The 13,784-nt window shown below is 47.2% G+C and carries 13 protein-coding genes; all 13 read left to right on the forward strand.

Annotated elements, in window-relative coordinates; translation table 11 throughout:
- The first annotated feature begins 74 nt into the window (after window positions 1-74).
- The 13 genes from QQL36_RS11775 to QQL36_RS11835 all read left to right on the forward strand — a co-directional run bounded on the left by QQL36_RS11775 (window position 75) and on the right by QQL36_RS11835 (window position 13,784).
- On the forward strand, window positions 75-2,651 hold the full coding sequence (locus QQL36_RS11775) for a phosphoenolpyruvate carboxylase (RefSeq protein WP_083721251.1): 2,577 nt from the start codon (window positions 75-77) through the stop codon (window positions 2,649-2,651).
- An 83-nt stretch (window positions 2,652-2,734) separates the two neighbouring features.
- Entirely contained in the window at window positions 2,735-3,037 is a 303-nt protein-coding gene (gene ureA / locus QQL36_RS11780) for an urease subunit gamma (protein ID WP_083721250.1), read from the forward strand.
- 16 nt (window positions 3,038-3,053) lie between these two features.
- The gene (ureB, locus tag QQL36_RS11785; RefSeq protein WP_083721249.1) at window positions 3,054-3,428 is read left to right on the forward strand and encodes an urease subunit beta; all 375 of its coding nucleotides are present in this window, start codon (window positions 3,054-3,056) and stop codon (window positions 3,426-3,428) included.
- Window positions 3,425-5,140: an urease subunit alpha gene (gene ureC / locus QQL36_RS11790; RefSeq protein WP_321569817.1), complete on the forward strand. Its 1,716-nt coding sequence runs from the start codon at window positions 3,425-3,427 to the stop codon at window positions 5,138-5,140. The genes ureB and ureC overlap by 4 nt, the downstream gene beginning before the upstream one ends.
- The gene (gene ureE, locus QQL36_RS11795) at window positions 5,141-5,647 is read left to right on the forward strand and encodes an urease accessory protein UreE (RefSeq protein WP_321569818.1); all 507 of its coding nucleotides are present in this window, start codon (window positions 5,141-5,143) and stop codon (window positions 5,645-5,647) included.
- 2 nt (window positions 5,648-5,649) lie between these two features.
- Complete coding sequence (locus QQL36_RS11800; protein WP_321569819.1) at window positions 5,650-6,321, forward strand: urease accessory protein UreF; 672 nt, start codon at window positions 5,650-5,652, stop codon at window positions 6,319-6,321.
- A complete protein-coding gene (gene ureG, locus QQL36_RS11805) occupies window positions 6,322-6,936 on the forward strand; it encodes an urease accessory protein UreG (protein ID WP_083721245.1) in 615 nt (204 codons plus the stop codon).
- Window positions 6,936-7,718, forward strand: a complete 783-nt coding sequence (locus QQL36_RS11810) for an urease accessory protein UreD (RefSeq protein WP_321569820.1) — start codon at window positions 6,936-6,938, stop codon at window positions 7,716-7,718. The genes ureG and QQL36_RS11810 overlap by 1 nt, the downstream gene beginning before the upstream one ends.
- 12 nt (window positions 7,719-7,730) lie before the next feature.
- Window positions 7,731-8,432 carry a sulfite exporter TauE/SafE family protein gene (locus QQL36_RS11815; protein ID WP_321569821.1) on the forward strand — a complete coding sequence of 234 codons (702 nt, stop codon included), beginning with the start codon at window positions 7,731-7,733 and terminating at the stop codon, window positions 8,430-8,432.
- Window positions 8,433-8,560: 128 nt separating this feature from the next.
- Window positions 8,561-9,961: an NADP-dependent phosphogluconate dehydrogenase gene (gene gndA, locus QQL36_RS11820; RefSeq protein ID WP_083721242.1), complete on the forward strand. Its 1,401-nt coding sequence runs from the start codon at window positions 8,561-8,563 to the stop codon at window positions 9,959-9,961.
- Between the two features lie 66 nt (window positions 9,962-10,027).
- Window positions 10,028-11,533: a glucose-6-phosphate dehydrogenase gene (zwf, locus tag QQL36_RS11825; RefSeq protein ID WP_083721240.1), complete on the forward strand. Its 1,506-nt coding sequence runs from the start codon at window positions 10,028-10,030 to the stop codon at window positions 11,531-11,533.
- An 8-nt stretch (window positions 11,534-11,541) separates the two neighbouring features.
- Window positions 11,542-12,267 carry a 6-phosphogluconolactonase gene (gene pgl / locus QQL36_RS11830; protein WP_083721238.1) on the forward strand — a complete coding sequence of 242 codons (726 nt, stop codon included), beginning with the start codon at window positions 11,542-11,544 and terminating at the stop codon, window positions 12,265-12,267.
- Window positions 12,268-12,332: 65 nt separating this feature from the next.
- On the forward strand, window positions 12,333-13,784 hold the full coding sequence (locus tag QQL36_RS11835) for an alpha-L-fucosidase (RefSeq protein WP_321569822.1): 1,452 nt from the start codon (window positions 12,333-12,335) through the stop codon (window positions 13,782-13,784).

Below are 13,784 nucleotides of genomic sequence, written 5' to 3' on the forward strand. Positions count from 1 at the left end.
AAACTTTGTAACTATTTTGTACTACTTTTATCTCCCGGTTGGCTATGGGTCACTAAAAATTAGTAAAATCAGTTATGGAAGCACCGGTAAATAACACTCTACAGTTGTTTAAGAATTTGGTCGGCACCAAATTCCAGTTATACAACAGCCTTTTTACTGCTCTACCTTTTCATAAGGTGGAGAAGACCGGCGTCTTTCTCTCGTTATTCCTGATCCATTGTGAAGAGGGATACGGAAAGGAAAAAAGTCCGCAGGAAATTCTCACTTCTTTTTTCGAGCAGTATACCAATACCAATGAGCAGCAGAAGATTGATATGCTGTTCCGTTTTGTGCAATACGCAGAACGTCAGGTTGTACTGTTCGATGCACTGGAAGATGCTGCATTCCGCCACATTCACGACATGAACGGTACAGGTTCGCTTAGTCACCTGGAATCTGAAGTAGTGGCTGAACAAAAGCAGGATGAACTGGCTGCGAAGTTGCAGGATTTCTCAGTACGCCTTGTACTTACAGCACACCCTACACAGTTCTATCCAGGCAATGTTTTAAGTATTATCAATGACCTGTCAAGGGCGTTGATCAATGATAATACAGCTCAGGTGGATTCCTACCTGAAGCAGTTGGGTAAGACGCCTTTCTTTAAAAAGGAAAAGCCGACACCTTATGACGAGGCTATTAGCCTGGTCTGGTTCCTGGAAAATACGTTCTATACCGCTGCCGGTAAGATCGTATCCCGCCTCAAATCTCACTTCCCCGCAGCTATCAATGGCAATAATCCGGTGATCCGCATGGGATTCTGGCCAGGTGGTGACCGCGACGGTAACCCATTTGTAAATGCAGATATTACGCTGCGTGTAGCAGATGCGCTGCGTAGCGGGATCATTAAATGTTATTACCTGGATGTACGCCGCCTCAAGCGTCGCCTCACTTTCAAAGGCATCGAAAATGAGCTGGCCGCACTGGAACAACAGCTATACAGCAATCTCTTTATTCCTGGTCACAAGACAAACCTGTGCCGTCAGGATATACTCGATACCCTGTACAGGGTGCGTATTATCCTCATCGAGGAAAACAACGCCCTGTTCCTGAACCTGCTCGATGACCTCATTGTAAGGGTAGAGCTGTTCGGGCTGTTCTTTGCCACACTGGATATCCGTCAGGACAGCTCCGTACATGGACCGCTGCTGGCCGGGATCGCAGCTGGTTCCGACCTTCTGCCAAAGAACTATACAGATCTCAGCGACGAAGAAAAAATCAGTGCACTGCTCAAAATAAAATCAGCTGCTGATCCGGAAATCGTGAAGGAAGGTCTGCAACAGGATACCCTGGCTACCATCAAAGCGATCAAAACTATCCAGGACGCAAACGGCGAGTTTGGTTGTCATCGCTACATCATCAGTCACACAACCAGTGCACTCGATGTGATGGAAGTATATGGGCTTTTCCTGCTGAGCGGTTGGGATAAAAATGACCTGAGCGTGGACATCGTACCACTGTTCGAAACTATCGAAGACTTACGACATGCCGGTGAGGTAATGCGCTCTCTCTATTCCAACGAAGCATACAGAAAGCATCTGCAACAGCGCTATAACAAACAGACCATTATGCTCGGTTTCTCCGACGGTACCAAGGATGGTGGCTACCTGATGGCTAACTGGTGCATCTACAAAGCGAAGGAAGAACTGAGTGCTATCTCCAAAGAATATGGTATCAATGTAGTCTTCTTCGACGGTCGTGGAGGTCCTCCTGCAAGAGGTGGTGGAAAGACCCATCAGTTCTATGCATCTATGGGTCGCAATATTGCAAACAAAGAAATTCAGCTTACCATACAGGGGCAAACCATCAGCTCCAACTTTGGTACGGTAGATTCTGCTCAGTATAATATTGAACAACTCGTACATGCGGGTATTGCCAACGAATTGTTCTCCAGCCGTGAAAAGACGTTGACTGCCGAACAGGAAGAGACGTTGCAGGTACTGGCAGATGCCGGATTTGAGTCCTTCAATGAACTGAAGAACCATCCTGATTTCCTGGATTACCTGAACTACGCCAGCCCGCTGCGCTACTATGCCGAAACCAATATCGGCAGCCGCCCTTCCAAAAGGAATGGTTCTGCTAAGTTGAACCTGAATGACCTGAGAGCAGTGCCTTATGTAGGAGCATGGAGCCAGATCAAACAGAACGTTCCTGGTTTCTACGGTGTAGGTTACAGCATGGAAAAAATGGAGAAAGACGGTAAGTGGGAACAATTGCAGGATCTGTATAAAAATTCCCTGTTCTTCCGTACCCTGCTGGACAACTGTGAGATGGCGATGAAGAAATGTTACTTCCCACTCACTGCTGCTTACAGAAATCATCCGCAGTTCGGAGAAGTATGGACACTGATTTACGATGAATTCCAGCGTACCCGTACTTACCTGTTGAAACTGACAGGACATTCTGATCTGATGTCTCATTACCCGATCGACCAGTTGTCTATCCAGATGCGCGAGCGTATCGTACTGCCACTACTCACTATTCAGCAGTATGCATTAAGCCGCATCCGTGAGATGAATGAGGCTGGAAATGGAGATGGCCTGAAAGAAATCTTCGAGAAATTAGTCGTAAGATGTTCATTTGGGATCATCAACGCGGGAAGAAACTCTGCATAGAATTAATTTTAATAAGTTAGAAAGCCGGATTGATCATCCGGCTTTTTTTGTAATTTACCCCATAACCCAAAATCTAAAGAAGTATGCATTTAACAGCCCGGGAACAGGAGAAACTATTGCTCTTTTTGGCTGGTGAACTGGCCGAAAAGCGAAAGGCCAGAGGGGTAAAACTAAACTATCCTGAAGCCATTGCGCTGATCAGCAGCCGCCTGCAGGAGGGCGCCAGGGATGGACAGTCCGTGGCATATCTTATGCAATATGGTGCGACCATCCTCACCCGCGAAGACGTGATGGAAGGAGTGCCGGAAATGATAGACGAAATCCAGATTGAAGCCACTTTTCCAGATGGCTCAAAGCTGGTAACTGTCCACCATCCTATCAGATAACACCAAAATCTATGTTATGATTCCCGGAGAATACTTTATAAAGCCTGGTCATATCAATGCCAACGAAGGCCGTGATACTGCTACCATCACCGTGGTGAATACCGGCGACAGACCTGTACAAATCGGATCTCACACCCACTTTTTCGAAGTCAACCGCATGCTTTCCTTTGACCGCAAAACTGCTTTTGGCAAGCGCCTGAATATTATGGCAGGCACCGCTGTGCGCTTTGAACCGGGCGAAGAAAAGACGGTGGAACTCGTGAATCTTGGTGGTGCCAGGAATGCCTATGGCATGAACAACCTGGTGAATGGTACTACTACCACTGCCCTTGCAGCCACACAAGCCATGAAAAAGATCAATGACGGTCACTTTAAAAACAATCCATCATGAGTCTGCAGATCAACAGGGCACGCTACGCTGCCATGTATGGCCCTACCACCGGCGATCAGGTGAGACTGGGAGATACCGACATCATTATTGAAATAGAAAAAGACTATACTGTATACGGAGATGAAGCCAAATTCGGCGGGGGTAAAACCATCCGCGACGGTATGGCGCAATCCTCCACTGCCACCCGCAACGACGGTGTGCTGGATATGGTGATCACCAGCGTGATGATCATCGATCACTGGGGCATCGTGAAAGCAGACATCGGCATCAAAGATGGCCGCATTGTGAAAATAGGCAAAGCCGGTAACCCTGATACAATGGATGGGGTAGACCCTGACATGATTATCGGCGCCAGCACAGAAGTGCATGGCGGTGCAGGACTGATCGCTACTGCCGGGGGCATAGATACACATATTCACTTTATTAGCCCACAGCAGATCACCCATGCCTTACATAGCGGTATCACAACCATGATCGGTGGTGGTACAGGTCCTGCAGATGGGACGAATGCAACCACCGTCACTCCCGGCGCCTGGTTCATCCGTAAAATGCTGGAAGCAGCAGATGCTTTTCCTATGAACCTGGGTTTTCTTGGCAAAGGTAACTGTGCTACAGTAGACCCCTTGAACGAACAGATAGAAGCAGGTGCACTGGGATTAAAAATACATGAAGACTGGGGCGCTACCCCTGCTGTAATTGATGCTTCCCTGAAAGTGGCAGATAAGTACGATGTGCAGGTTGCGATCCATACCGATACCCTGAATGAATCCGGTTTCCTGGAAGATACCATTCAGGCCATCAATGGCCGTGTGATCCATACCTATCACACAGAAGGCGCTGGTGGCGGGCATGCGCCTGATATTATCAAGGCAGCTATGTACCCGAACATCCTGCCCTCTTCAACTAACCCGACCAGACCGTATACGGTGAATACGATCGATGAGCACTTAGATATGCTCATGGTGTGTCATCACCTGGATAAGAGTGTGCCGGAAGATGTATCCTTTGCTGACAGTCGTATCCGCCCTGAAACTATTGCGGCAGAAGACATTCTGCACGACATGGGCGTATTCAGTATGATGAGTTCCGACTCCCAGGCCATGGGCCGTGTAGGAGAGGTGATCATCCGTACGTGGCAGACGGCTGACAAGATGAAAAAACAAAGGGGCTACCTGCCTGAAGATAAAGAGAACGACAACTTCAGGGCAAAAAGGTACGTCGCAAAATATACGATCAATCCTGCTATTACGCACGGTATTTCGGAACATGTAGGCTCACTGGAACCCGGCAAACTGGCGGATATCGTGCTGTGGAAACCTGCATTGTTCGGGGCCAAGCCTGAAATGATTATCAAGGGCGGTATGATCAGCTGTGCCAGAATGGGCGATCCGAATGCGTCTATTCCTACCCCACAACCGGTGATATACAGGGAGATGTTTGGCGCGTTCTCAAAAGCCCTGCACAATACCTGCGTCACCTTTATAAGTCAGGCAGCTGTGAATAACAACATTGCCGCTACTTATGGTTTACAAAAGATCGTATTGCCGGTGAAGAACTGCCGTAATATTGGCAAGAAAGACCTGATTCACAATAACAGTACGCCTGACATCAAGGTGAATCCTGAAACATACGAAGTATCAGTAGATGGCAAGGTCGTGACCTGTGAACCTGCTACCGTACTGCCATTAGCTCAACGTTATTTTCTATTCTAAATGATCCTGATCAACTCAATACAGGGAAACATAAAAGCCGTGGATATGGCTGCACGGGTAGTGGATCCGTTGCAGCTGGAATGGTTTGAGACAGGTAAAAAGATCATGCGCCGCCATACCCGCAACGGGGTTGAAATAGGTTGGAAAGTGGTGAAAGGATTGCCTGTGTTGCAGGATGGTGATATTCTCTGGATGGATGAAAATGTAGTCATTGCCGTGAGTATCCTGCCTGCTGCAGCTATTGTACTTTCACCTGTCACCATGCTGGATATGGCGACTATCTGTTACGAGATTGGTAATAAGCACCTGCCTTTGTTCATCGTGAATGACGAGGTATTGGCGCCATACGAAGATCCGTTGTTTCGCTGGCTGGAAGCAAAAGGTTATGCGCCGAAACAGGAGCAACGGGTATTGACAAATATGCTGCGAAGTAATGTTCAGCCACATGAGCATGGATCTGGTTCTACCTTATTCAGTAAGATCCTGCAGCTGACCACTAAATCATAAATATGCAAAACTGGTTGCCACATCTGTTGCACCTGTCCGATCCGGCATTGCCGGTAGGGGCTTACACCCATTCCAATGGGCTGGAAACCTATGTGCAGCAAGGACTCGTCAAGGATGCTGCGACCGCGGGTACTTACATCCGCAATATGCTGGAATATAATTTTATTTACAACGATGGCTTCTTTGCATGGCAGGGATATATGGCTGCGGCAGCGGACGATGTAGAATTGTTATTATCGCTTGATGAGGAGTGTACCGCATTGAAATCTCCGCTGGAAATGAGACAGGCCAGCCAGAAACTGGGACTGCGGCTGTTGAAGTTGATGACCCCACTGACTAAACATGTATTCGCAAAGGAATATGCGTCAAAAACAACGGGTCATTACTGTTTAGTATTTGGGGTATATGCTTACCTGCTGGGCATTCCATTGGAAGAAGCTATGACGGCGTTTTATTACAATGCCGCTACCGGTATGGTGACGAATTGTGTAAAACTCGTGCCACTGGGGCAACAACAGGGGCAGGAAATCCTGTATAGTTTATTGCCATTATTATCAGATTGGGTAGCTAAGACGCAAATGATTCCCCGTGAGCTGGCAGGCCGCTGTAGTCCTGCTTTTGATATCAGCTGTATGCAGCATGAAAAATTATATTCAAGGTTATACATGTCGTAAATGGAGAACAGAAAATATATAAAAATAGGGGTGGCTGGCCCGGTAGGCGCTGGCAAAACTGCTTTGATAGAACGCTTATCCCGTCAGCTGCATGAGACATATAGTCTGGCGGTGATCACCAATGATATTTACACAAAAGAGGATGCGGAATTCCTCATGAAAAACAGCCTGTTGCCAGCCGAACGTATTATCGGTGTGGAGACAGGTGGTTGTCCACATACCGCTATCCGTGAGGATGCCAGTATGAACCTGGAAGCAGTAGAAGAAATGGTAACACGCATTCCGGATGTGGAAATCATCTTCATTGAAAGTGGTGGAGATAACCTGTCAGCTACTTTTAGTCCTGATCTGGCAGATGTGACCATTTTTGTGATCGATGTGGCAGAAGGTGATAAGATACCCCGCAAGGGAGGCCCCGGTATCACCCGTTCCGATCTGCTGGTGATCAACAAAATTGATCTGGCGCCTTATGTCAATGCAAGTCTTGAGGTAATGGAAAGAGATGCCCGGAAGATGCGGGATGAGCGGCCCTTTATTTTTACAAACCTGATGTCGCTACAGGGATTGGATCAGGTGATAGACTGGATTAAGAAATACGCGCTACTGGAAGCATAATGTATAGTGAGTTACAAATAAATACTGCCGTAAGGGATAGCAAAACTTATTTGCAACATTGCTATTTCACCCGCCCGTTCAAGGTGGCTGATATCAGTGGGCAGCATGCAGCAGATCTACATTTAACATTGATGAGTGCATCGCCCGGTATATTGGATGGTGATGAATATGATATGAAGGTGCATGTAGCGCCGGGTACCAGTTTACATTTGTACACCCAATCTTATCAGCGCATATTCCAGATGAAATCGGGTGCAAAGCAGGTGTTTTCAGTTCATGTAGGAGCAGGCAGTAGTTTTTATTACCTGCCGCATCCCAGTGTGCCACATGAAAATGCGGTGTTTACTGCTGTGAATAAAATCCGGTTAGAGAAGGATAGCCGGCTGTTGTGGGGAGAGATCATCACATGTGGGCGTAAGCTGAGTGGGGAGATCTTTCGCTGCCGGCATTTTCAGAGTACCACAGAAGTACGTTGTGAAGGAAAGCTTGTGTTTAAGGATGTGACTTTATTGGAACCGGCACAGATCCCGGCAGTAGAGATGGGGCAGTGGGAGGGATATACTCACCAGGCATCTTTGTATTGGCAGGATAGTACTGTCGATATGGTGGAAATGGCAGGAGAGATATATGACCTTTTGTCCGCCGAGGCAGGCATTCGGGGTGGTGTGTCCAGAACAGCAGCCGGCGCACTGTTGGTAAGGGTTTTAGGGCAGGGGGGCGAACAGCTCTACCTGCTATTTAAAAAGATAGCATTGCTGGCAGGTGCTGAAAGAAGACTTTAATACGATCATGGTATGAATATGGAGCTACAGTTGCTCATTATCACGGCATTGACAATCAGTACCCTGCACACGGTGACGGGACCGGATCATTATATTCCTTTCATAGCCCTGAGCAGGGTGAGGAACTGGTCAATAGGCAAAACGGTGGTATGGACGCTGCTTTGCGGCGTGGCGCATGTGGGTAGTTCTGTGTTGTTGGGATTGCTGGGAATCGCGTTGGGCTGGTCATTGTCAAAGATCAGTGGGTTGGAAAATCTGCGGGGAGGTATAGCCGGTTGGGCGCTACTCACCTTTGGATTGTTGTACACAATATGGGGATTGAAACGTGCCTGGCAAAACAGGGTGCACAAGCATTTTGATGTATACGACAACGGAGACATATATGTATATGAGCATAAACACGAGCAAATCGTGTATCCGCAAGAGCGGAGAAAGGTGACACCATGGATTATGCTTATTATCTTTGGTCTCGGTCCCTGTGAACCACTGATACCTTTATTGACATATCCTGCTGCGCAACATTCTACTTACGCCATGGTATTGCTCATCGTGATATTTACGCTTTTTACATTACTGACCATGGTGGCGATGGTGCTGTTAGGCTATTATGGCTTTTCGCTGCTGACTACCAGTCGATTGGAGCGATATGTGCATGCATTGGGAGGGTTCACTATTTTTATTTGCGGGTTAGGTATGGTGTGGTTGGGTTGGTAACGAAAAGATTTACTGGTACATATCATCGAGGTAATTGAATGTTTTCCCGATGCGCATATCGAATATGTACGATTCCTAATTGATAATTCGTAATTTTACTTCATCTTTTGGCTTTTACACGATAATTTATGGCACAAAGCGTATTCGATTTTGGCATGATTGGTCTTGGCGTAATGGGAAGAAACCTGTTGCTCAACATGGCTGATCATGGCTTTTCCGTTATTGGTTTCGACAAGGATACAACCAAGACCGGAGCACTGGAATCGGCTGCTACAGCTGGCACTACCGTGAAGGGAGTGGCTGAACTGGCAACCATGGTACAATTGCTGGAGCGTCCGCGCAAACTGATGATGCTGGTTCCCGCTGGGAAACCGGTTGATGATGTGATCGAATCACTGATCCCGCTGTTAGAGCAGGGCGATGTAGTGATCGATGGCGGTAACTCTCATTATACTGATACCCTGCGCAGGGTGAAATATCTGCGTGAGAAGGGTATTCATTTTATGGGCATCGGCGTATCCGGTGGTGAAAAGGGAGCCCGCACGGGTCCCAGCATCATGCCGGGTGGCGACAAGGAAGCTTATGAAAAGGTAAGACCTATGCTGGAGGCAGTATCTGCCAAGGTAAATGGCACTCCTTGCGTAGCTTACCTGGGTAAGGAAGGTGCCGGCCATTATGTGAAAATGGTACATAATGGTATTGAATATTCCATCATGCAGCTGATCAGCGAAACTTATGCCTTGCTGAAGAAGGAAGGTCTGAGCAATGAACAGCTTCATGAAACATTCAAAAAATGGAATGAAGGCGATCTGCAATCATTCCTCATCGAAATCACTGCGGACATCTTCCTGCAAAAGGATGACAAGACCAGTGCACACCTTGTAGACGTGATCTCTGACAAAGCCGGTTCCAAAGGAACAGGTAAGTGGACTTCACAGGATGCGATGGAACTGCCGGTAGCCGTACCAGTGATTGATACAGCAGTAGCTATGCGTACCGTGTCTGGTTACAAAGACGAGCGCGTAGAAGCTGCTAAAATTTATAGCTCTTCCGAGTCAGCACCTGCGCTGAGCGTAGAGCAGATTCACGATGCACTGAGCTTTGGTATTCTCCTGAGCTATGCACAGGGTCTGGCTATGCTGACACAGGCTTCCAAAGAACTGGAAATGGAAATTCCATTGCCGGAAGTAGTGAAAGTATGGAGAGGAGGTTGTATTATCCGTTCTACCCTCCTGGAAGTATTTAACCGCGCATATGAGGCGAATCCGTCATTGCCTAACATCTTATTGAGTGAAGAGATTGCAGCTATCGTGAAGCAGGTAGTTGGTAACACCCGTGCAGTAGTAGCAAGTGCTGCACAGGCGGGAGTAGCAGCAGCAGGTATTATGTCTGCACTGTCTTACTTCGATGCATATCGTACAGAGCGCATGCCTACCAACCTGGTACAGGCACAGCGTGACTACTTTGGTGCACATACCTATCAGCGAATAGACCAACCCGGTACTTTCCATACCGTGTGGGGAGAATAAATAGATGCGGCCTGACGGAGATTGCGCACAACTGCGTCAGGCTGCACTGCTTAAAACAATAATTTTATGCAAAACCACAAACGCCCTGCGGCCTCCATCCTCTTTATTTTTGGAGGTAGCGGCGATCTGAATTACAGAAAACTTTCGCCGGCTTTATATAACCTTTTTCTGGACGATTATATGCCGGAAAAATTCGCCATCGCAGGTATCGGACGTAGCCAGTACACCAACGAAGATTATCGTACCCACCTCCTGGACGGGATCAACAAATTTTCCCGTCGTAAAGATGAGCAGAATGGTCACTGGGATGAGTTCTCAAAAAATGTAACCTACCTGCAGATGGATGCGGACAATCAAGCTGCTTACAGCAAGATCACCGACTATGTGAAGGAGAAGGAAACTGAATGGGGAGAGCATCCAAATGTGATCTTCTACCTGGCAGTAGCACCACAACTAGTGCCTTCAATCGCTCAGAAACTGGGTGCACTGAACCTCTGCACAGATAAGAACTGTACCCGTATCGTTATCGAAAAGCCATTTGGCCATGACCTGCAGAGTGCTCATGACCTGAATGCGCTGCTGGGCCGTCTGTTCTCTGAAGAGCAGATTTACCGTATCGACCACTACCTGGGTAAAGAAACCGTTCAGAACATCCTGGCACTGCGTTTTGCCAATGCCCTTTTCGAACCAGTTTGGAACCGTAACTATATCGATCACGTACAGATCACTGCTTCAGAAACAGTAGGTCTGGAAGATCGTGCACAATACTATGAAAAGTCAGGCGCCCTGCGTGATATGGTGCAGAACCACATCCTGCAGGTACTCTGTATGGTGGCTATGGAAGCACCGGTATCATTCGATGCGAATGAGGTGCGTAATAAAAAGGTTGACGTGCTGAATGCAATGCGTCCTTTTACCAAAGGTGAGGTGCATGAGAATGCAGTACGTGGCCAGTATTCCAATGGCTGGATCAAGGGGAAAGAAGTTCCTGGCTACCGTGATGAAAAAGGCGTAGCAAAGGAATCAGCTACGGAAACATATGCAGCTGTGAAGTTCCATATTGATAACTGGCGCTGGCAGGGCGTACCTTTCTATGTACGTACCGGTAAGCACCTGCATCAGAAAGCAACAAATATCACCCTGCAGTTCCGTCCGGCTCCTCACTTTGCATTCCCATCAGAATCTGCTGAGACCTGGAGACCTAACCGACTGACTATCAGTATTACACCTGAAATGGATATCCGTATCCGCTTCCAGGCTAAACGCCCGGGTCAGGCCATGACACTGGAACCAGTAGACATGGTATTCAACTTCGATCACCAGTACGGTGATGACCATGCTCCGGAAGCATACGAAACACTGCTGCTGGATGTGATGGAAGGAGATGCTACCCTGTTTATGCGTGCAGACCAGGTAGAAGCTGCCTGGAAACTGATCATGCCAATACTGGAAACATGGGAATCCCGCACACCGGTAGACTTCCCTAACTATGCGCCTGATTCATGGGGGCCGGAAGATGCTGATGCAATGATCGCCAGAGATGGACATGCGTGGATCAATCTGCCTAAATAATATTTGACATGGAATTACATATAGCCAAGAATACCCAGGAACTAAGCGAGAACCTGGCTGCATGGATCAGCAACTATATACAGGAAGTATTACAGGATCAGGACATTTTTACCTTTGTACTATCCGGTGGCAGTACGCCTAAGTCGCTGTACCACTTACTGGCTAAGGAGCCTTACAGCAAGATGATTCCATGGGAAAGAATTCATTTCTTCTGGGGAGATGAGAGAGCTGTGCCGTTTGAAGATGACCGTAACAATGCCCGCATGGCATTTGAAAGTCTGCTGGAAGTAGTGAATGTGCCTAAGGAAAATATTCATGTAATGCGCACCGACATCAAGCCGGAAGAATCAGCAGCAGCATATGAAGAAATTCTGCTGGAATATTTCAAGGATTCAGACACGACCTTCGATCTTGTACTGCTAGGTATGGGGGATGATGGACATACCCTGTCCCTCTTCCCGGGTTTACCAATCGTGAACGAGAAAAAGGCGTGGGTAAGCGCTTTCTGGCTCCAGGCACAGGATATGTACCGCATTACGCTGACAGCACCGGTGGTGAACCAGTCAGCATGCGTAGTATTTATGGCGACCGGCGGTGGTAAGGCCCTGACTTTGAAAAATGTGATTGAAGGTACTTTTGATGCAGAGAAATTCCCTTCTCAGTTAATCAGACCGCAGGATGGTGAGTTACATTGGTTTGTGGATGAGGCTGCGGCAAGTGCCCTGGAAATGTAAAATGAGCTCTTTTTTAAATAGAAAGCCGGTTGCGAAAGTGACCGGCTTTTTTTATTTTGTTGAGTATGAAACCATCACTTATTTACCTGTTTGCGTTATTGTTCGGCGCTTCCTCCGTTATAGGACAAAAGAAATATACCGCCGACTGGGCTTCGCTGGAAACCCGTGGTATTCCGGCCTGGTTCAATCAGTCTAAATTCGGCATCTTCATACACTGGGGCGTATATGCAGTACCCTCTTATGCACCTGTAGGCCCGGGTGGTTACTCAGAATGGTACTGGTATCAGCTGGATGGCCGTACCGATGGTCCGCACGATGCCACCCGCGCATTCCACGATAAGAACTATGGCAAGGATGTACCATATCAGGATTTAGAAAAACAGTTTACTGCTGCATTGTTTAATCCTGATCAATGGGCGGATATCTTTCGTCGCTCAGGTGCAAAATACGTGGTGCTTACTTCCAAGCACCACGAAGGTTATGCGATGTGGGATAATAAACAGGCGAGTGAAAGCTACGGCCGTACATGGAATGCAAAAGATGGTACGCCAAAGAGAGATCTGCTGGGCGACCTTACGAATTCAGTGCGCAAGGCAGGTCTGAAAATGGGGTACTATTATTCCCTTTACGAATGGTTCAATCCAATCTGGAAAAAAGATAAACAACAATATATCAATCAGGTGATGATTCCCGAGTTCAAAGACCTGGTCACAAAGTATCAACCTTCTGTGATCTTCTCTGATGGCGAATGGGAACTGTCTGATACTGCATGGCACAGTACATCATTGCTGGCATGGTTGTTCAACGAATCGCCTGTGAAAGATGAAGTAGTGGTTGATGATCGCTGGGGCAGTAATACACGTGGTAAACACAATGGTGCGACTTACCTTACATCTGAATATGGTAGTGGTATGCAACCGGGCGTGATATGGGAAGAAAATCAGGGCATTGGTCAGTCTTATGGTTATAACCGCATGGAGAATGTGGATGATTACAAGAAGAGTGCAGATCTCACATTGATGCTGGTAGATATCGTATCAAGAGGTGGTAACCTGCTGCTGGATATCGGACCCACTGCTGATGGCCGTATTCCGGTGATTATGCAGCAAAGATTGATTGATATTGGTGCGTGGCTGGATGTGAATGGAGAAGCGATTTTTGATACTAAAGCATGGAAAGAAACAAGACAGTGGAGTGAAGGAAAAATACCTGAGCTGAAGGAGTCAAATTTCATGTCGGATTATAGTATTTCAAACCTGATAAAACCGGCCAGGGATCGTGCGCATGTAGAGCTATTCTTTACACAGAAAGAGAACGTATTGTATACGATTGTACCGGGATATGTACCGCAGGTGAAGATCAAAGATTATATGCCGTCCAGGAAGGTGGGTGTGAGTATACTGGGATGTAAAAAGAAGATCAGTGGAAAGCAGGTAGGGAAGGACTTTGTAATTGATTTATCAGGATTAACACCTGGTGATTTACCGACACCGTTATTTACCATTCGCATAAAATAA

Source organism: Chitinophaga sp. LS1, from assembly GCF_034274695.1.
GTDB lineage: Bacteria > Bacteroidota > Bacteroidia > Chitinophagales > Chitinophagaceae > Chitinophaga.